Here is an 18,924-nt window from a genome sequence, read left to right as displayed (position 1 = left end):
GGCTGAAGGGGACGACAAAAGTAGCAGGCTGATTTTGCAATGGCAACTACCAACCTGGATTTTTTATGGGACTTTGCATTTCTCTGAGCGGGATGCTTAGTCGAAAAAAGAGCTTGGGCAACTCAGCACAAACCAGTTAACACTGATTCGCAAGCCTGAAAACTCATGTAAAGAACACGCCTTGATTCGCACACCCTACTGGCCGCTTTGATCAGACACAGTGTGAAAACCAGAAGTTCATTAATGCGCAAAGTTTTGGTTAAGCACCGAGCTGATATGCACGTATTCATTAATAGACACTCTTTAAAAACAAAAAGCCCAGCTATTAGCTAGCTGGGCTTTTTGTTTTTCGTTTCACTATTTAGCTACGCACAACCCGCAATTGGCGCTTGAGGCGTTCTATGCGAACCTTCGTCTCGTCGATGCGGCCTTGATATTCTTCGCGGAGCTGACCTGCATTCTTGGAACGGGCGAAGAAATCTAAATTGGTCTGCAAGGTGGCTACGTCGTTTTCTAGTTCGTTGATTTCCCGACGTAGGCCTTGCTCCTTTCTATATAGAAGCTGCTGGGCGTCGGGGTTGGACTTCATTCGCTGCACTTGCAGTTGGAATAGTTGGTCCTCGCGTTCAGCATAGGTCAAGCCAGGTAGGGTATTGATGTACTTCCCCATCAAGTCCAGAAACTTCTCCTCGGCTTGGGCGGTGCCTCCTCTCTTATTGTTTGACTGCGCATCGCTCTGGCTCCATTCTTCTACCAAAGCTTGTAAGCCTTCGGGGGTGCCGGGGTTGTCCGAGGAAAGCGTGGCCACATGGGAAGCGATGCGGTCGAGACGGGCGGCTTGCTCTTGCGATAATTGCTGAACATGTTGCTCGCGCTGCCGGGTTTCTTGGTGTTTGCGCTCGAAGAAAGCATCGCAGGCCGTGCGGAAGCGGTTCCAAATTTTGTCGGACTGCTTTTCCGGAACGCGGCCGATGCCTTTCCATTCCTTTTGTACCCGAATAACCGTTTCGCGCGCTTCTTCCCAATTGGGATTTTCGAGCGCGGCCTCGGCCTGTTCGCACAAGGCAACCTTAGCTTTAAGGTTACGCGCCTTCTCTTCGTCGAGGGCTTTAAAGAATTGATTTTTGTGTTGGAAGAATCCTTTGTAAGCAGCCCAAAACTGCTTGTTCATGGTTTCGGCCTGGCTGCGGGGTACCAAGCCGGCCGCGTCCCATTGTTCTTTTAGGGCTTGTAATTCGTCGGTTTTAGCGCGCCATTCGTTTACGCGCTCCGTACGAAACTCGCTAAACGGAATAATTTGGGCCAGCAGTTCCTGTTTGCGCTGCAGGTTGGCATTTTCTTGGGCCGAGCGCGCATCGAGGAACGTGCGTTTGCGTTCGTGCACTTTTTCCGAAGCTTGCAGGAAGCGCTGCCACAACGGTTCGCGCATTTCGTTGGGCACTGGGCCAACGGTTTTCCACTCCTCGTGAAGTTGGCGCAGTTCGGTTAAGGCTTTGTTGATGCTGGGTTGCTGCGAGAGAGCATCGGCGCGTTGAATGAGCGCCTCCTTGGCTTCGAGGTTGCGGCGACGGTCCAGCTCCTTCATTTCGAAGAAGAGGCCGCGGTTATTATAATATATGTCGAGCAGGGCGTGGTAGCTGTTCCACAACTCTTGGGCTTGCTGCTGCGGCACGGGGCCGATGGCTTTCCATTCGGCTTGCAACGATTTAATGCGGGCGGAGCTGTCCTTGGTTTCAGCTGACTCAACAAGCAAGCGCAGCTGACCTAGCAACTCCTGCTTGCGGGTAAGATTTTGTAAACGCTGCTCATCTTCTTGCTTGGCATCGCGCACACGGGCTTCGCGGTACTCCTGAATGCCACGCGTTAGCTCGGCGTAGCCGTCGGGGCCTGTGAAGGCAAAAGCTTCTGCATCGTTACCGGCCTCGGTAAACCGCTGGCGTGCAGCGTTGCGCTCGGTGTTAATGCCTTGCTCGTACTGCCGGTGCAAATCAAGAATCTGGCGCCGGTTTTGCCGCGCGTCGGGGCGCTGAAGCAAGCTCAACAAGTAGCTGCCTTGGGAGGCCAGATCGAGCTTGCTGAAATCGGGAGCCGGCGTTTCGGGTACGTAGTCTTCCTCGTGCTCATCGGCAGCCAAAGCTTTAGCGGCCTCGGCAGCGGACTGATTGTTGGAAGTAGGCAACGAGCCAATGGGAGCTGCGGCCGACTCGATGGCCGAGGCCTGGTCCAACTGTTGCTCGGGCTCGCGCACGGCTTCGGGCATTTGCTCTGCGGGCGAAGCAGCGGCATTGCCCGCAGGGGCTGCTTGGTTGGCCGAAGGAGCAAACGAAGTGCCTGCCTCAGCGGCGGCCGCCACGGCGCCGGGGCCCGAGTTGCCATAATGTGCTTCGGCGCGCTGTTCGGAAGAGGTTAAGGTAGTGCCAGCAGCAAGCGGCGCCGGTGCTTCGGCAGCCCTAGGTGCCTCGGCAGCAACGGAAGCCTCGGGGGCAGTCAACGCCGCAGGAGGCGGAATATCGGCAGCCGAAGGCACGGCCGTGTTTACCTCGGCGGGTTGTGGCGTAGGCGCTTGCTCCGACGACGGCGCAGCGGATGAGTTATCGGGTGTAGCATCAGCATTCGGCTCGTCGGGGTTCTGACGGGCTTTTGCGATTTCGGCCAGCCGACGTTCCAGAATGCTCATGGGCGTTTCGGAATCTTGATCGGGGCGGTTGGGGGCGGTATTTTCGTTCTCGGGTAGCATGGTTCTCTCAACAAAACAGCCCGGCTGATCGCGGAGCGAGCAAGCCGGGCAGGCGGCGGTCAAATTTAGTTCAGGCGCGGATCGACGGGGTAATTGGACAGAACGCGGTAGCGCCCTCCTTTTTCGCGCAAGATAGCCTGCCAAAAGGCATCAGTAGTCAAAGTAAATACTTTCCCGGCAGCATTTGGGTGTACTATCCAAGTATTTTCCTGCACTTCGCCAGCAAGCTGGCCGGCCGTCCAGCCCGAATATCCCACATAAAGCCGTAAGTCGTTTTCGGTTAGCCCGCCCGAGGCCACCAAACCCAGAAGTACCTCAAAGTCGCCGCCCCAGTATACATCTTGGCTGATGGGCTCGGCTCCGGGAATATCGGGGCGGCGGTGGAGGTAGTGCAGGGTATCGGGTTGCACTGGCCCGCCCACGTGCAGCACCAGTTTGGCAGCGGGGTGCTCGTCGCCGTCGGGCAGGCTCATCGCGTCGCCCAGGGTAACGGTGGTTGGCCTGTTCAGCATCAGCCCAAACGAGCCGTCGTCGTCGCTGTGCCGACAAAGCAGCACTACTGACCGCTCGAAGTTGGGGTCGCCCAAAAATGGCTGCGAAATCAGCAGGCTGCCGTTGGTGAGGCTGGACATGAGTGGGGCGGTTGAAGGGTGAAACAGTGCGGCCAGCAAGCCCTAGGTTTATCGGGGGTAAGCACCGGAACGTCGGCAGCGAAACCAGGTGCTCCCAGGGCTTACGTTGGCAAGGCCACTGCAGGTTCCAAAAATCACCTAGGGGCGCCGCCAAGCATTGGCCTCGGCAACTTAACCAATTGTTGGGGCTGCAACGGCTGCGCGCTCGAACGCTGCCTAGGTTGGCAGGAAAATGAAACTACTTTTGCGGGGCCCAATTTGGCCATTGTATGCAAGATCAACACTTAGCCGACCTCCGCAAGACGTACGCCCAGCGCGACCTGAGCGAAGCTGCCGCCGACCCGGACGCCATCCGGCAATTCCGCAGCTGGCTCGACGAAGCCCTGCAAGCCCAGATTGACGAGCCGACGGCCATGACGGTGAGCACCGTGGGCCCCGATGGCCAACCCTCGGCGCGGGTGGTGCTACTGAAAGGATTGCCCGAGGATGCCGGCTTCTTGTTTTATACAAACTACGAAAGCCGCAAGGGCCAGGAGCTGGCTGCCAGCGCCAAAGCCGCCCTCACGTTTTTCTGGCCGGGCCTGGAGCGCCAAGTACGGATAGAGGGCACCGTGGAAAAGGCCCCCGACTCGCTCTCGACGGAATATTTTCAGAGCCGACCTAGGAGCAGCCAAGTTGGAGCTTGGGCCTCGCCGCAAAGCCAGCCCATTGGCAGCCGCGAGGAGTTGGAGCAACGCGAGCAAGAAATTGCCCAACGTTTTGCCGAGCAAGATCCCCTGCCCCGCCCGCCGCACTGGGGCGGCTACGTAGTGCGGCCCCACCGCATCGAGTTTTGGCAAGGGCGTCCGTCGCGCCTCCACGACCGGCTTCTGTACGAGCGTACTGCGGCCGGCTGGCAACGCACCCGCTTGGCTCCTTGAAGCTGCCTTGCGGCGGACACCGCTGGGCCAGCTGAAAACCTACCTCCGCTGGGTGTGCCCCGCCTTTGTAGCTTATTGCCCCGTTTCATGTTACCTGTCACTTGTCGCCTAAAAAGTTGGCCGAAATACAACCTGTGCGCGCGTGGCGCTACAACCCCGAGTTAAGCCAGCGCATCGATGATTACGTGTCGCCGCTGTTCGATGTGGTGTCGCAGAAGCAACGCGAAGTGCTGTACCACAACCCCCTGAACAGCATTCACCTGTCGGTGCCGCGGCAGGGCCACGACCCCGCCGGCGAAGCCTTGCGCCGCCTGATTGAGTGGCAGCAAACCGGCGTGCTGCAGCAGGATGCGTTGCCGGGCATTTACGCCTACTACCAATATTTTCGGCTACCGGGCAGCACCCGCGAGTACTGCCGCAAGGGCTTCATGTGCCACATTCGTGCCTACGACTGGGCCGACAACATGGTGCTGCGCCACGAAAACACCCTGCCTGCGGCCGTAAACGACCGCGCCGAACTGCTGGCACGCACGCAGTTTCAGACCAGCGCCACCCACGGGCTGTACCGCGACGATGCCCACGAGCTGGAGCGCTACCTCGACGAGGCCATCCTCGACCCGCTGTGCCAAACCGAGGAAGACTACCAAGGCGCGCGCGACGTGCTGGCCGTCATTCAGGATGCCCAAGTCATCCGGCGGTTTCAGGAGCTGCTCCGCGACAAACAGGTGATTCTGGCCGATGGGCACCACCGCTACGAAGGGTCGTTGGCTTACCGCCAAGCCCGCATGGCTGCCGACCACACCCACAACGGGCACGAGCCGTGGCACTACCACCTCATGTACCTCACCAACGCTGCTTCCGACGACTTGCGCATTTTGCCCACGCACCGCTTGTTGCTCGAGTTGCCCAACGGCCTAACCGATGAGGAATTGCTGGAACGTCTGAAGCTGCACTTTGTGGTAACGCCGCAAGAAGACGCCTATATACTGCCTGAGATTATTGCTGGCAAGCAGTGGGCGTTTGGCTTGTACCTAGGCGGCTTGCCGTACAAGCTCCGTTTACGGCCCGAGGCCCATGCCCTGCTCGACTGGAACACCACCCCCGAGGTAAAAGCCCTCGACCTGACCGTGATGCACTATTTTGTGCTGGAGCGGGCCCTAGGTGTTGTGGGGCCCGATGCCCAGCGGCAGTGGCCCGGCGTGGCCTACGTGCGCAACTTTGCCGAGTGCCTTAAACGCGTGGATTCCGGCGAAGCCCGCGCCGCGATAATTACCAACGAGGTAACAATGGAAGAAGTAGAACGAGTTTGCCACACGGGCGCCGTTATGCCCCCCAAGTCGACCTTCTTCTACCCCAAAACCCTGGGCGGCCTGCTGTTCACCAGCATCCGCGACAACGAACCCGTGCCGTATGCCCCGTTTACTCCTAGCGTCTAACTCTCCGCGGCGGCGGCAATTGCTCACCGACCTAGGGCTGACCTACGAGGTGCGCCTGAAGGAAGTCGACGAGGCATACCCCGAGCACTTGCAGCGCGCCGAAATAGCCGAGTACCTAGCCGCTCACAAAGCCAGCGCCTACCGCACCGACTTAGAGCCCGACGACGTACTGCTTACGGCCGATACCATTGTGTGCCTCGGCGCTGAGGTGCTGAACAAACCCGCCGACGAAGTAGAGGCGGTGCGCATGCTCACGCAACTGCAAGGCCGCGCCCACGATGTATACACCGGCGTGTGCCTGCTCACCGGCCAAGGTCAGCAAGTCGTATTCTCCGACCAGACGCGCGTACACTTCCGCCCGCTGTCTGAAGCCGAGATCCGCTATTACGTGCGCAACTACCACCCGCTCGACAAAGCCGGCGCGTACGGCGCCCAGGATTGGATTGGGCTGGTAGCCGTTACGCGCCTGGAGGGCTCCTACTTCAACGTAATGGGTTTGCCCGTGCACCGCGTGTACGAAGAGCTGGAAAAGCTAGGTTTTGGCGTTGGCCAAAGCTGATGGCTCGGGGGATTGTCGATAAGCACCTAGGGCCGCTTGGCCGTCGAACACAAAAAAGGGCCGGATGTATTTCCGGCCCTTTTTAATTAAGCAGCATTGAGCGCCGCGTAGTTAATACGGGGTGGCTTCGTGCGCCTGGGCTTCGGCCTGCGCCACGGCTTGTTTCTGCTTGCTCTCGTTGTGTTGGTTACCGCCCTTGGCTTGCTTGTTACTGGCGGCGGCTTTCAAGCCATCGGCGAGGCGGTTACCCCAATCTGGGTCGCAGTTAGAGCACAACTCAATCATCTTGTCTTGGATGACCTTGTTGGCATCCGAAAGGGCGCCCACCATGTTGCTGATGAGGTCGTTTCGCTCCCAGTCTTCGTGCAGGCGGTACCGCTCGCCGGCTTGCTTGAAGTTGTTCTGCCGGTCGATGGTCTGGCGCATTACCCGGCCGGTGTACTGCGGCATGTGATCGGGGGCGCTGCGGGGCGCTTCCTTCAGGCCGTTGAGCGAGCTGGGCTCGTAGTTGATGTGGTTGTTCTGGCCGGGCGCGGTATCCACGTGGTAAGCCATTTGGCCGTCGCGCTGGTTGGTGGCCACGTGCTTTTTGGGCGCGTTGATGGGCAGTTGCAGGTAGTTGGTGCCTACGCGGTAGCGCTGGGTATCGGAGTACGAGAACGTACGGCCCTGCAGCATCTTGTCGTCGGAGAAATCGAGACCATCCACCAACACACCCGTACCGAAGGCCGACTGCTCCACCTCGGCAAAGTAGTTTTCGGGGTTGCGGTTGAGCGTCATCTTGCCCACCGGCAGCCACGGAAACTGATCCTGCGGCCAGAGCTTGGTGTCGTCGAGCGGGTCGAAGTCGAGCTCGGGGTGTTCGTCGTCCGACATGATTTGCACCAGCAGCTCCCACTGCGGGTAGTCGCCGCGCTCAATGGCTTCGTAGAGGTCCTGCGTAGCGTGGTTGAAGTTCTTGGCCTGAATGGCTTCGGCTTCGGCTGCGGTCAGATTTTTGATGCCTTGCAGCGGCTCCCAGTGATACTTAACCAGCACGGCCTCGCCTTGCGCATTCACCCATTTATAGGTGTTCACGCCCGAGCCCTGCATTTGCCGGTAGTTGGCCGGTATGCCCCAGGGCGAGAAAAGGAACGAGACCATGTGCATGGCCTCCGGCGTGTTGCAGATGAAGTCGAAAATCCGCTCGCCGCTTTGGCGGTTGGTTACCGGGTCGGGCTTCTGCGAGTGGATGAGGTCGGGAAACTTCATCGCGTCGCGGATGAAGAACACCTTTAGGTTGTTGCCCACTAAGTCCCAGTTGCCGTCTTCGGTGTAAAACTTCACGGCAAAGCCGCGCGGGTCGCGCAGGGTTTCGGGCGAGTGCCCGCCGTGGCCTACCGTAGAAAAGCGCACGAACACCGGCGTTTGCTTGCCCGGCGTGTTGAAGAGCTTGGCGCGGGTGTACTTCTCAATGGGCTCGTCGCCTACTTTGCCGTACGCCTCAAACACCCCGTGGGCGCCGGCTCCGCGGGCGTGCACCACGCGCTCCGGAATTCGCTCCCGATCGAAATGGCTGATTTTTTCGATGAAGGCGTAGTTCTCCAGCGTGGCCGGCCCGCGGTTACCTAGGGTGCGGATGTTCTGGTTGTTGCTGAGCGGGTGGCCCTGGCGCGTGGTAAGGGTTTGCGCATCTTCGCCGGCTGCGGTTCGCTGATCCTGCGAGGTGCCCGTGCCGGTAACGGCGGTACCCGTGCCGTCGAGCGGGGTATGGCCGTTGCCCGCGTGCTGCCCACCGTTGCCGTGGTGGCCGGGGTCCTGCGGATTTTGGGAATTGGGGTTCATAGGCGAACTGGTTGTAGGTTGGACAGTGGTATACCAACAACCGGTGCCCGCGGTTTCCTTCCGGAGAATAATTCTCCACTAGATAACCGAGGCCGCCGTGTAAGCTGGTACCGTCGGCTATGCTACCGAACCGCCTCGGCATACGCAAGCTCATCGGCAGGCCGCTTACACCCGTGCTTTGCTGGCTACCGCGGCCACGCAAAGGCCCATTAGGGCAATAAGGGAGAATGAAAGACGCAAGCTGGTGGCGCCTGCAACGAGCCCGATAACGGGCGGGCCAACCAGAAAGCCCAGAAAGCCGATGGTTGAAACCGCCGCCAGGGCCATGCCGGCGGGCATTACCGTGCTCTTGCCCGCAGCGCTAAACACCAACGGCACCACCGACGACGTACCGAAGCCCACCAGCATAAAGCCGAGCAGGGCCGTTGGCAGGGCCGGCAACAAAACCGCCGTGAGCAGCCCCGCTGCCGTAAGCAGGCCGCTGAGCTGAATTACCCACTTGGCCCCCAGCCGGCTGGTAAGCCAATCGGCCCCAAACCGACCTAGGGCCATGGTGCTCATAAAGGCCGTGTAGCCGGCGCCAACCCAACCTTTGTCGGCCTGCACCACCTTTTTAAAGTACACCCCGCTCCAGTCGAACATGGCCCCTTCGCAGATGAGGGCGCAAAACGCAATGGCACCTAGGCCTAGCAGCGTTCGGTCGGGCAGCACAAAAAACGGCTGCTCGGCAGTCGAGTCGGCGGGCGAGTGCGGCAACAGCGACGCGTACGTGAGCACCGCGCCCATCAAAATCAGAACCGCCACCAGCAGAAAGTGGTACTCGGGCATCACGCCGGCCGCAATCATGCCCGTGCCGAGCGCGGCCCCCGCAAAGCCGGCCAAGCTCCACATGCCATGAAACGAAGCCATAATGGGGCGCTCGTAAAGCTCCTCCACGCCTACCGCCTGGGTATTGATAGAGATATTCATGAGGTTGCTGGCAAAGCCAAATACTACCATGCAAGGTATTAGCTGCCACGGCGCCTGGGCCCAGCCAAGCCCCACCAGCGCCAAGCTGTACACCACGGCCCCGGCTATGCCCGTGCGCCGGCTGCCGTACTTATGGATAAGCCAACCCGAAAGCGGCAACGAGGGCAGTTGCCCCGCCGGCAACGACAACAACACCAAGCCCAGCGTGGCATCGGAAAATCCCATGCGCTGCTGAATGGTAGGAATGCGCGATGCCCAGCTGGCGAAAATCAGCCCTTGCAAGAAAAACCAAGCCGCCACGGCAAGCCGGTGCGTGCGCGGGGTGGCATGCCCCGTTAGTGTTGCTGTACTCATGATGCGGTGTCTGGATCGAAACGCGGGCGCAGGTAGTAGGCTCAGCCTGCTACGGCAAGCCTGCCCGTGCCAACGGCAGCCCAAAAGTACGGCATCACGCAAAAAGCGTTTGGTAATGAGCTAGTTGCAAACGTTTGCGGAAAAAATTATTTCTACCGGCGAGCTGAACTTACCGCTAATTGCTAAGTGCACAGCTTTGTAATAGAGCCACATGCGCCGCACACCACGCAAAAAAGGAGGCCTGGCTGGGCCTCCTTTCCTAGGTGCTTACGTGGCCGCGGCCCGGCTTGGGGCTAAGCCACCGGGCCAGCAGGCTGGGCGGCGGCTCCTTCGGCTTCGAGCAACTGCTTGAAGCGAAGCATGTCGCGGCGCACCAGCTCGGCCATGGCCGGGTTCAGCAGCCGGGCTACGCCTTGCCCCAGCGCACCCGCCGGCGCCCGGTAGTGCATAATAGTTTGCAGCTCGGTTGCGCCGGCTCCGGCCTGCCGGAAACGCACCTCGCCCGACTGATCGACCTGCGAACCGGGCATCGAGCGGTACGCCAACAGGCGGTTGGGCTCGTCGGTCGTGATTTCAGCGTCCCAATCGACGGTGCCCAAACCGCCGGGGATGCGCGCTTTCCAGTGCGAGTGCCGCGCGTCGCGCTGCTGTATGCTCTCGAGGTGCTGCATAAACCGCGGCAGGTTTTCGAGGCGGCGCCAAAACGCGTATACCTCTTCCACGGGCCGGCTGATGATAAACGTCTCGTTGATTTCGACGGGCTCGGGCTGCGCTTGCGCCGAATCGCGGCCCACTAGGTCGTTGAGGGGGCAATAGCCCGAAGCGCCCCGGAACAGCAGCGCGGCCCCCAGCGCAGCCAAGGCTGCACCGCCCGCCCTGGAGTTTGTTTTGAGGCCCGCATAGGCCAGTACTGCACCGGCCGCAGCCGACACTGCCCGCTCGCCCGGACCTACGTTGACGTGAGAGGTACCCGTAGCGGGCGTGCACGGCAAAGCCAGCGGCCGGCCCTGCGTAGCCGGGGTGGCATGAGTAGGCATAAGCAAAGTGGATTGGTTGAGGCTAAAGCCTTACGACGACCACTTGCCGGAGTTATGTCGAGCTAGGCCCACGCCACAACCCTGGGCCCTAGGTGGCAACACCTTGCGCGGCGGCTGGCACCTAGGGCCCGGGCGCGTGGGCGCCCACGCAGCCCGGAGGCCAGGCCGCGGCGGTTGGGCTGGCTATTCGTGGCCGCGGGCCAGCAAAGCAATACCGCCCACAATTAGCAGCAGGCCCAGCACTTGCGGCAGGCTCAGGGTTTCGCGCGCAATCAGTAGCCCCATTAGGGCAGTGAGCAGCACCGAGCCGCCCACAATCACGGGCGTACCCACGGCCGACGACACGCCCCGCCCAAACACCACAAACGTCAGAATTTCGGCCAGCCCTACCCCAATGCCCGCCAGCGCTGCCAACCCCAGGCCTTTTGGGGTAGTCATGAGGGGTTGGCCTTGCAGTTTCAGCTTCAGCAGCCACACCGCACCTAGGGCTGCAGCTACCAGCTGCAGCACCACGGCGCCCACGGCGGCCTGCACGTGCGCCGAGGCTAGCTTGATGAAGAAGTTGTACAAGGCCAGCGAGAAGGCCGTGAGCAGTGCCAGTACTAGCCAGTGCATAATGTGTTACTGAAGCCGATGAAGCAAATCTTGCTGCACCTGCACCCAACCCTCGACCGCCTCGCCCTGCTTGGCCCAATGGGCCTGCAAATCGGAGCGGCGCAACACGGCCTCCACGGCCTCCTGGGCCAGCTCGCGCAGGTCTTCGCTTTCGCCGGGGTTCATTTTGACAATAACCGGAATTACATCGGCCGGAAAATCGCGCGTGGGTTTCCCTAGGATGGCGGCCACAATTTCGGCAGCAGCCAAGGCTTCGCTGGCTTCGGCGGCCTCAATGCGTTCGTCGTCTTCGGCCTCGGATACCGTTGCCAAAGCGGCCAGCAGCATGGCCTCGTTGGGCTGCTTGCGGAAGTCGCCGGCAAAATCGGCGGCCGTGTCGTTGTCGAAGTTGCGGTGTCCCCAGGTGGCCATGTGGTGTTTTCTTTAGTGTCAGAGGGTACTACGGAAAGCCCTTCGGTAGTAGTTGTATTTCGGCACTTTGCAGCGGCTAATACTACATTACGCAAGGGCCATACTTTGCCTCAGGCACGCAACAGTATGCTTACAGCTAAAGGCAGCAGCAATACCAAAAGCCCTGCTAGCCAATAAGGCGAAAACCGCTCTTGCTTAGGCAAGCGCATATGCAGCACTACCGCCGCAACCCAGGTAAGCAAAGCAATGACGGCCGCTATGGTAGCGGCTTGCATGAAGCCTAAAAAGTGTAAAACCCCAGCGGATCTGGGCCCGGGTTGGCCTGCGATTGAAAGCCAAGTGGTGGGTGAATAGTAACTCTTTGTTGAGGTGGACCTAGGATGAATTGTTGATCGAACAACACCAGGCTGCTCAGTATAATGGCTGCTGACGCTGCAGCGGCACCTGAGGCAATACCCCAGGTGCCAAATGCTAATCGCTACATCTGCTACTTAAACTTCTCTTTCAAAATCTCCAGCTCAATAGCAGGCGCAATCTTCTCGTAAAGCACGTGGTACGCGGCGGCCGTAATAGGCATGTTCACGCGCAGGTCCTTGTTCACCTCGTAAATGCTCTTGACGGCGTAGTAGCCCTCGGCCACCATGTTCATTTCCATCTGCGCCGATTTTACGGAGTAGCCGCGGCCCACCATGTTGCCGAAGGTGCGGTTGCGCGAAAACTGCGAATAGGCCGTTACGAGCAAATCGCCTAGGTACGCCGAGGCTGACAGGTCGCGGGGCTGCGGGTTGAGGGCGTACAGGAAGCGGCGGATTTCCTGCACCGCATTCGATACCAGCACCGCCTGAAAGTTGTCGCCGTAGCCGAGGCCGTGGGCAATGCCGCAGGTCAGGGCTATGATGTTTTTCATCACGGCGCAGTACTCAATGCCGTCGAGGTCGGCGGCGGCGTGGGCTTTCACGTAGCGGTTGCGCAACAGTTGGCTGAAATCTTCGGCCAAGGCCAAATCGGGCGAGCCAATGGTAAGGTAGCTCTGCTTTTCGAGGGCTACTTCCTCGGCGTGGCACGGGCCGGCCACTACGCCCAGTTTTTCGCGCACCACCTTAAACCGCTCGCACACGTAGTCGGTAACCAGCTCGTTGCGGCCCGGTATCATGCCTTTAATGGCCGATATAACGCGCTTGTTTTTCAAGGCATCACGATCCAGCTTATCAAGCGCTTCTTTAACAAACGCCGCGGGCACGGCCAGCACCACCCAGTCGGCTTCTTTCACCACGTCTTCGATATCGCTCGACGGGAATACGCGCGTCATATCAAAGGCCACCGACGAAAGGTAGCGCGGGTTGTGGCGTGTGGTGCGCAGGTGCTGCACGTCGTCTTTGTGGCGCAACCACCAGCTTACGCGGGCACCGTTTTCGGACAGAATTTTGGTGAGTGCAGTGGCCCAAGAGCCGCCGCCAATCATGGCTATTTTTTCCACGGGGAAAGCAGAGGGAGAATGCAGGAAAACGGAACCCGCCACGGCCTGTGCGCGGGTGTAGGTGGCGGGCACCTAGGGCAAAGTAAGCACCGGCCGCGTAAACTCGACAACCAGCAACGAACGGCCGATTTTAGGCAAAAAAAGCGAGAGGCCGGGACGAATTGCTCGTGCCCGGCCTCTGCGTTGGCTTGTAATTACCTAGGGTTTACTCGTCGTCGCCGCCGCCTTCTTCCTTCAACGCTGCGCGGTTCAACGACTTGGCGTCTTTTACCTCCACCAGCGCACCGTCTTTCAGGGTTTTCGAAACGGCGCGGAACGGACCGCTCACCACTTCGTCGCCGGGCTTCACACCCGACAAGATTTCGATGTTATCGAAGTCGCTGATGCCGGTTTTCACGGGCGTAAGCACTGCCTTACCGCCACGCACCACAAATACTACTTCTTCAATGTCGCCTTTGGGCTTAGCGTCGTCGTTGGTGGCGTTGCCGCCGCGGCCGCGGCCCACCTTAATGCCGCTTCCTTCCTGCTTGTTGGCGTCCTTCACGAGGGCGCTATCCGAGCGGGTGGTTACGGCGGCCAGCGGCACGGACAACGCGTTGTTTTTGCGGTTGGTGATGATGTCGACCGAGGCCGTCATGCCCGGGCGGAACGGCACCACCGTGCGGCCGCCCACGTTGCGCACCAGCTGGCGGTACGACTCGGGCAGCAGGCGCACGCGCACCTCAAACTCGGTAACGGCTTCGGCCGTGAGGGCATCTTTGGCGGTGTTGGCAATGCTGGTAACCACGCCCCGGAATTTTTCGTCGCGGCTGGCGTAGGCGTCTACCTCCACCACGGCCGAGTCGCCTAGGTCCACGTTGCTAACGTCGTTCTCGTTCACGTTCACGCGCACCTCCATCGAGTTCAGGTTGGCAATGCGCATGATTTCGGTACCGGCCATTTGCGAGGTACCTACCACCCGCTCGCCTTTTTCAATGTTCAGCTTGCTTACGGTGCCACTTACGGGCGCGTAAATGGTGGTTTTGTTGAGGTTTTTGCGGGCTTCTTCGAGCGAGGCCTGCGCCGAGCGCACCGAGCTTTGGGCGGCCCGAATGCTTTGCTGCGCCGAGTTGATTTCCTCCTGCGAAGCGTCGTAGGCGGCTTTGGCCTGCTCATACTCGGCCTGCGAAATTACCTTTTGCTTGAAGAGCGAGGCGCTGCGGCGGTAGCTAAGCTCGGTTTGGCGGGCGTTGGCCAGCAATTGCTGCAAGCGCGCCTGCGCCTGCCCCACGTTGGCCTGCTGCGTGCCTACCAAGGCCGACTGCTGGTTTACCATGGCCGTGTAGTTGTCGGGCCGGATGCGGAGCAGCAGTTGGCCCTTGCGTACGGAGTCGCCTTCCTGCACGTACAGCTCGGTAATCTCGCCCGATACGTCGGCCGAAATCTTCACTTCGGTTTCGGGCTGCACTTTGCCCGAGGCGCTAACCTTCTCAACAATGTTGGCCGGAGCAGCCTTGGCCGTCAGCACCTCGGTGCCCGTAGGCTTGCCAATCCAGCCTTGTTTCTTGGCAATCATACCTCCTCCCACAACCACCACCAGGAGGCCGAGCAGGATGAACAACATGCGGTTGTTTTTCATGAATCAATGATCAATTAGCAATGATCAGCAGGCAATTATCCGCCAAAAAAAAGCAAAGCACAACGCCTAGGTACCTCAACCGTGGGCGGGCCGGGGCACCTAGGCGTTGCGCAAAACAGGTTGTTTCAAGCTAACCACTAAAGCGTCAGGGGCTTGCCTTGGTAGAAGTCGAGCACTTTCCGGCGGAAAATGAATTCGTATTTGGCCTGAATCATGCCCGACTCGGCCGCCGTAAGGTTGTTTTTGGCAATGTTGAAGTCGGTGCCGTTCATCAGCCCGTTGTTGAAGCGGATTTCGGCATTGCGGTAAGCCGTGGCCAACGCTTCTACCTGGCGCTTGTTGGCCGCGTACCGGCGCTGGGCCGCCAGGGCATCGGCGTAGGCCTGCTGAATGGTTTGGCGCAGCTGCAGGCGCGTTTGGGCAGCGCGCAGTTCGGCTTGCTTGACCCCGATTACCGAGCGTTGCACGTTGGTGCGGGCCTGCCAACCGTTCAGGATCGGAATGTTCAGGTTGAAGCTGAGCTGCTTGCCCAAGTTGTTTTTCACCTGCGAGCCAAAACCCTCCGACAGCGTCTCGAACCTAGGCTGCAAAATACCGGCAAACTGGTTGGGCACTTGCACCGGGCCGGCAGGCGTGAGTTGGTAAATAAAGCCCGCGGGCACAATCGTGGAGTCGCCGGTAAGCTTGCGGGCAATGCGCGCCGAGGAGTAACCCGAAAAAATGCTGGCCCCGAACGTGAGGCGTGGGTAATACGCCCCGCGCGAAACCTCTTGGCTGCGCTGCGCGCTGCGCACGCGCAAATCGGCGGCTTTTACTTGCGGTTGGGTGCTTTGGGCCGACTCAAAGGTGGCAGCCACGTCGCCGTCGAGCACCGGCTCGTCGTCGGGGTCGGGCAGGTTGGGCACGGCCACGGCAAAGTCGTTGCCGCGTGCAGCCTCTAGGTTGAGGGCCTGCACGAGCTGCAAACGGGCTAGGTCGCGCTGGTTTTGGGCCGTTACCAGGTTAAGCTCGTCGGTGGCCAGCTGGGCGCGGGCGTCGGCCAGGTTGCTTTCGGGCACCGAGCCTGCGCGCAGCAGTTTCTGGGTGCGCTCAATTTGCTGTTTGGCCGAGTTGATGCGCAACTCGTTGGTGCGCACCAGCTCCTCGCCGAGCAGCAGCTGCAAGTAGGCCGAGGCTACCGTGAGCGACAAATCGTTGCGGGCCTGTTCGATATCGAGCAGCGAAGCCTCGTAATCCAGCGCGTTGCGCTTGATGGAGTTGCGCACCTGGAAGCCCGAAAACAAATTCAGCTGCCCCGTAGCCGAAAAGTTATTGGCCCGCGTGGTTTGGTTTTGAAACTGGAACGTGAGCGGATCGACGTTGGTACCGTAGTTCCAGCTTTGCGAGGCCGCGGCGTTGGCCGTAGGCAGCTGGCTTAGGCGGCTTTGGCGGTAAGTAGCCTCCGAAAGCTCGGCCTGCAGCTGGCTCTGGCGCACCTGCAGGTTGTTCTGCAGGGCATAATCAACGGCTTGCTGCAGCGTCCAGGGGCCGCTGGGGGCGGCTTGCGGCACGGCAGCAGCTGGCGGCGCGGCGGGGCGGGTTTGTGCCCAGGCGGGGGTGCCCAGTCCAAGCCCGGCCAGCAGCAGGGCGCCGGTTGCGAGGCGCGCGTAGCCCGACGCAGGAGTAACGAACGGTTTCATAGTGTGCGGCGAATGGCGGTTAGCGTATGAAAAAGGCACAAACGCCCCCTGGCAGAGGCTGTGGCAGCGGAAATACTTACTCGATGGCCGGGATGTAGCGTACCTGGTGTACCCAGCGCAAATGCCGCAGGTACTGCAGGGCCACCTCCGATAGGGCCGAATCTATTTCGATAAACTGGCGGGCCACCTGGTTTTTGCCTTTGCGGCTTACGTTCATGGTGGCGATGTTGCAGTCGTCGTGGGCAATTACATCGGCAATGAAGGCAATGGAGCCCTTCACGTCGTCGGCATCGATAATGAGTGTGTGCAGGCCGGCCGAAAAGTCGCACGGAAACCCATCGACCTCCACGATGCGGATAACGCCCCCGCCCCGGCTTTGCCCAATCACGTCTACCTCGCTGCCGGTGCGCTCGTCGCGCAGTTGCAGCCGGATGGTGTTGGGGTGCATGGTGGAGGCGTTGCCGATGCCTTGAAACGTGTATTGCAGCCCGGCCGCTTTGGCGTGCTCAAAAGCCTCGCGAATGCGCTTGTCGTCGGTAGGATAATCAAGCAAGCCGGCCACGATGGCGCGGTCGGAACCGTGGCCCTCGTAGGTGCGCGCAAACGAGTTATAGAAGGTAATGGTGGCGTGTGTGGGCAACGAGCCCAGCACCCGAATGGCCGCGCGGGCTATGCGCACCACCCCGGCCGTGTGCGAAGAACTAGGACCGATCATAACGGGCCCAATCATATCAAAAATCGAAGATTTCTCAGCCATAATGCGGGCTAAAGGTACTGCCCCGGTGCACAAAACCAACCGGAGCCAAGGCACCTAGGGCCGCACTGCCCTAGGTGCCTTGGCTACCTAGATGCAGGCCCCGGCCGAAACGTTGCTTGGCCGTAGCCATTTTGTTGGCTTTTTCGTTCTTTGCGCACCCACCCATCCTTCCCCACCTCCTTACCCCGCCACCCACTTTTCATGCCCTTAGAAGAAGAATTTTCGCCCGCGGTACTCACCCAACTGCGGCGCTTGCAGGAAAAATACGCCGCCGACGGCCAGGATTTGGCAGCTTACCTGGAGGGTTTGTACCACGCCGATTACGTTAATTACTGGGACTACATTGAGCTCGACACGCTGCTCTCGCTGCAGCGGCCGCTCACCAATTTCCCCGACGAGCAGATCTTCATCATCTACCACCAAATTACGGAGCTCTACTTTAAGCTCTGCCTGCTCGAGTACGAACAAATCGGCGACCTGCAAACCCCTACCCTCGGCGAGCTGGTGCTGCGCCTGGGCCGCATCAACCGCTACTTCGAAAACCTCATCGACTCGTTTGATGTGATGGTGGATGGCATGGACCGGCAGCAGTTTCTGCAGTTCCGGATGGCACTCATGCCGGCTTCGGGCTTTCAGTCGGTGCAATACCGCTACATCGAAATTGCCTCCACGGCCCTGGGCAACCTGCTTGATAAAGAAAAGCGCCGCCTGCTAGGCGAGGCCGCCGCCCACGACGAGCTGATGGGCTGCATTTACTGGAAAGCCGGGGCCACCCTCGAGGAAGGCGGCGCCAAAACCCTTACGCTGGTGCAGTTCGAGCAGAAATACCACGACAAACTCTCGGAGCACGCCGCGCGCTTCCGCGACCGAAACGTGTGGGCCGTGGTGCAGCGCCTGCCCGAAGAAGACCGCCGCCACCCGCGCCTGGTGCGCCAGCTCAAGCAGCTCGATGTGAACGTGAACATCAATTGGCCGCTGATGCACTACAAATCGGCGGTGCGCTACCTGGAGCGGCAAGCCGGCGACGCGGTGCCCGCCACGGGCGGCACCAACTGGCGCAAATACCTGCCGCCTAAGTTTCAGAAGCGCATTTTTTACCCGCAGCTGTGGTCGGAGCACGAGTTTGAAAACTGGGGCCAAAGCTGGGTGGAAAAGGTGCTGGAAGAAATTGGTGCCGAAAGCCGAAAATAAAATACCAACGACCCAACCCGCCGCGTTATATTTGGCCGGTTGGGTCGATTGTTTGGTGGCACCTGCTAATTATGTGGCTATGAAGCGTCTGGGTTATTCGTTGCTCTTGGCAAGCGTTGCGCTTATGAGTGTGCCCGCCTTGGGGCAAGCCAAAGAAGGCATCAACACGCTTCCTAGGTACGGGGGCATCGTGAAGAGCAAGGCCCTGCGCCAGCTCGATCAGGAGTTCATCGCCTCGGCCCTGCGCCAATACCACAACGACCGCCGCGCGGCTTCCGAAAGCTGCGTGGCCCAAGGCTGGAGCTACTTCTACGACAACAACTTCTCCACCTCGGTGAAGCGCTTCAACCAGGCCTGGCTGCTCGACTCCACCAACTGCAACGTGTACTACGGCTTCAGCGCCTGCCTCAGCGAAAAAGGCGACGCGGCCGGCGCCCACCGGTATTTTCTGATGGCCCAGCGCCTCGATTCGCGCAACCAAGGCGCCAACAAGTACTACGACCGGTTGTCGATGTATTACAAAGCCAAAAAACAGGCGCCCCGCAACGCCTGATTTCACCTGACCTTACAAATGATGTGAAGCGCGCCCTAGGGCGCGCTTTTGTTTTTTCGGGCCGGGCAGCTGCCTAGGTGCTCATACGCCTTAGCACCTAGGGGCACAACACCCGCACACCCACATTTTCATGCGATTGGACGGCGCTTAGGGCC

16 protein-coding genes are annotated in these 18,924 nt (G+C 60.0%); 5 read left to right on the top strand and 11 right to left on the bottom strand.

The features are described 5' to 3' along the window. Window positions 1–361 precede the first annotated feature (361 nt). Entirely contained in the window at window positions 362–2,737 is a 2,376-nt protein-coding gene (locus tag D3Y59_RS04275) for a DUF349 domain-containing protein (protein ID WP_119443932.1), read from the bottom strand. A gap of 65 nt (window positions 2,738–2,802) precedes the next feature. Beyond that, window positions 2,803–3,369 carry a YqgE/AlgH family protein gene (locus D3Y59_RS04270; RefSeq protein ID WP_119443931.1) on the bottom strand — a complete coding sequence of 189 codons (567 nt, stop codon included), beginning with the start codon at window positions 3,367–3,369 and terminating at the stop codon, window positions 2,803–2,805. Between the two features lie 269 nt (window positions 3,370–3,638). Between D3Y59_RS04270 and pdxH the strand changes: the two genes are divergently transcribed. From pdxH to D3Y59_RS04255, 3 genes are all read left to right on the top strand, one after another. After that, a complete protein-coding gene (gene pdxH / locus D3Y59_RS04265) occupies window positions 3,639–4,289 on the top strand; it encodes a pyridoxamine 5'-phosphate oxidase (RefSeq protein WP_119443930.1) in 651 nt (216 codons plus the stop codon). 101 nt (window positions 4,290–4,390) lie between these two features. Further along, entirely contained in the window at window positions 4,391–5,725 is a 1,335-nt protein-coding gene (locus D3Y59_RS04260; protein ID WP_317127418.1) for a DUF1015 domain-containing protein, read from the top strand. Then, window positions 5,700–6,284: a Maf-like protein gene (locus tag D3Y59_RS04255; RefSeq protein ID WP_119443929.1), complete on the top strand. Its 585-nt coding sequence runs from the start codon at window positions 5,700–5,702 to the stop codon at window positions 6,282–6,284. The genes D3Y59_RS04260 and D3Y59_RS04255 overlap by 26 nt, the downstream gene beginning before the upstream one ends. Before the next feature lie 111 nt (window positions 6,285–6,395). On the opposite strand, the gene D3Y59_RS04250 is transcribed toward D3Y59_RS04255, so the two are convergent. From D3Y59_RS04250 to sdaAB, 9 genes are all read right to left on the bottom strand, one after another. After that, a complete protein-coding gene (locus D3Y59_RS04250) occupies window positions 6,396–8,108 on the bottom strand; it encodes a catalase (protein ID WP_119443928.1) in 1,713 nt (570 codons plus the stop codon). A 165-nt stretch (window positions 8,109–8,273) separates the two neighbouring features. Continuing rightward, on the bottom strand, window positions 8,274–9,431 hold the full coding sequence (locus D3Y59_RS04245; protein ID WP_119443927.1) for an MFS transporter: 1,158 nt from the start codon (window positions 9,429–9,431) through the stop codon (window positions 8,274–8,276). Between the two features lie 293 nt (window positions 9,432–9,724). Then, window positions 9,725–10,468: an SRPBCC family protein gene (locus D3Y59_RS04240; protein ID WP_119443926.1), complete on the bottom strand. Its 744-nt coding sequence runs from the start codon at window positions 10,466–10,468 to the stop codon at window positions 9,725–9,727. A 183-nt stretch (window positions 10,469–10,651) separates the two neighbouring features. Then, window positions 10,652–11,083: an EamA family transporter gene (locus D3Y59_RS04235; RefSeq protein ID WP_119443925.1), complete on the bottom strand. Its 432-nt coding sequence runs from the start codon at window positions 11,081–11,083 to the stop codon at window positions 10,652–10,654. 6 nt (window positions 11,084–11,089) lie between these two features. Further along, window positions 11,090–11,494: a DUF4259 domain-containing protein gene (locus tag D3Y59_RS04230; RefSeq protein ID WP_119443924.1), complete on the bottom strand. Its 405-nt coding sequence runs from the start codon at window positions 11,492–11,494 to the stop codon at window positions 11,090–11,092. 487 nt (window positions 11,495–11,981) lie between these two features. Further along, window positions 11,982–12,971 (bottom strand): NAD(P)H-dependent glycerol-3-phosphate dehydrogenase, encoded by a 990-nt coding sequence (locus D3Y59_RS04225; protein WP_240410523.1) that lies wholly within the window; start codon window positions 12,969–12,971, stop codon window positions 11,982–11,984. Between the two features lie 205 nt (window positions 12,972–13,176). Beyond that, window positions 13,177–14,589, bottom strand: a complete 1,413-nt coding sequence (locus D3Y59_RS04220) for an efflux RND transporter periplasmic adaptor subunit (RefSeq protein WP_119443923.1) — start codon at window positions 14,587–14,589, stop codon at window positions 13,177–13,179. Between the two features lie 137 nt (window positions 14,590–14,726). After that, window positions 14,727–16,268, bottom strand: coding sequence for a TolC family protein (locus tag D3Y59_RS04215; protein ID WP_119443922.1), 1,542 nt, complete (start codon window positions 16,266–16,268; stop codon window positions 14,727–14,729). A gap of 76 nt (window positions 16,269–16,344) precedes the next feature. Then, the gene (gene sdaAB / locus D3Y59_RS04210; RefSeq protein WP_119443921.1) at window positions 16,345–17,025 is read right to left on the bottom strand and encodes an L-serine ammonia-lyase, iron-sulfur-dependent subunit beta; all 681 of its coding nucleotides are present in this window, start codon (window positions 17,023–17,025) and stop codon (window positions 16,345–16,347) included. 201 nt (window positions 17,026–17,226) lie between these two features. Here sdaAB and D3Y59_RS04205 point away from each other — a divergent pair, with 201 nt between their 5' ends. Then, entirely contained in the window at window positions 17,227–18,216 is a 990-nt protein-coding gene (locus D3Y59_RS04205) for a tryptophan 2,3-dioxygenase family protein (RefSeq protein ID WP_119443920.1), read from the top strand. 124 nt (window positions 18,217–18,340) lie between these two features. Next, entirely contained in the window at window positions 18,341–18,769 is a 429-nt protein-coding gene (locus D3Y59_RS04200; protein ID WP_119443919.1) for a hypothetical protein, read from the top strand. The last annotated feature ends 155 nt before the right edge of the window (window positions 18,770–18,924 follow it).

Origin of the sequence: Hymenobacter oligotrophus, from assembly GCF_003574965.1 — a bacterium.
GTDB classification, from domain to species: Bacteria; Bacteroidota; Bacteroidia; order Cytophagales; family Hymenobacteraceae; genus Solirubrum; species Solirubrum oligotrophum.
Note: the sequence above shows the minus strand (reverse complement) of the source record. Positions and strands in the feature narration are given on the sequence as shown.

What these genes read in the sequence shown, in the direction of transcription:
- D3Y59_RS04235 (WP_119443925.1), bottom strand. Translation starts at nt 11,083, where the DNA reads ATGCACTGGCTAGTACTGGCACTGCTCACGGCCTTCTCGCTGGCCTTG.
- D3Y59_RS04250 (WP_119443928.1), bottom strand. Translation starts at nt 8,108, where the DNA reads ATGAACCCCAATTCCCAAAATCCGCAGGACCCCGGCCACCACGGCAAC.
- D3Y59_RS04220 (WP_119443923.1), bottom strand. Translation starts at nt 14,589, where the DNA reads ATGAAAAACAACCGCATGTTGTTCATCCTGCTCGGCCTCCTGGTGGTG.
- D3Y59_RS04245 (WP_119443927.1), bottom strand. Translation starts at nt 9,431, where the DNA reads ATGAGTACAGCAACACTAACGGGGCATGCCACCCCGCGCACGCACCGG.
- D3Y59_RS04255 (WP_119443929.1), top strand. Translation starts at nt 5,700, where the DNA reads ATGCCCCGTTTACTCCTAGCGTCTAACTCTCCGCGGCGGCGGCAATTG.
- D3Y59_RS04275 (WP_119443932.1), bottom strand. Translation starts at nt 2,737, where the DNA reads ATGCTACCCGAGAACGAAAATACCGCCCCCAACCGCCCCGATCAAGAT.
- D3Y59_RS04240 (WP_119443926.1), bottom strand. Translation starts at nt 10,468, where the DNA reads ATGCCTACTCATGCCACCCCGGCTACGCAGGGCCGGCCGCTGGCTTTG.
- pdxH (WP_119443930.1), top strand. Translation starts at nt 3,639, where the DNA reads ATGCAAGATCAACACTTAGCCGACCTCCGCAAGACGTACGCCCAGCGC.
- D3Y59_RS04230 (WP_119443924.1), bottom strand. Translation starts at nt 11,494, where the DNA reads ATGGCCACCTGGGGACACCGCAACTTCGACAACGACACGGCCGCCGAT.
- D3Y59_RS04270 (WP_119443931.1), bottom strand. Translation starts at nt 3,369, where the DNA reads ATGTCCAGCCTCACCAACGGCAGCCTGCTGATTTCGCAGCCATTTTTG.
- sdaAB (WP_119443921.1), bottom strand. Translation starts at nt 17,025, where the DNA reads ATGGCTGAGAAATCTTCGATTTTTGATATGATTGGGCCCGTTATGATC.
- D3Y59_RS04205 (WP_119443920.1), top strand. Translation starts at nt 17,227, where the DNA reads ATGCCCTTAGAAGAAGAATTTTCGCCCGCGGTACTCACCCAACTGCGG.
- D3Y59_RS04215 (WP_119443922.1), bottom strand. Translation starts at nt 16,268, where the DNA reads ATGAAACCGTTCGTTACTCCTGCGTCGGGCTACGCGCGCCTCGCAACC.
- D3Y59_RS04200 (WP_119443919.1), top strand. Translation starts at nt 18,341, where the DNA reads ATGAGTGTGCCCGCCTTGGGGCAAGCCAAAGAAGGCATCAACACGCTT.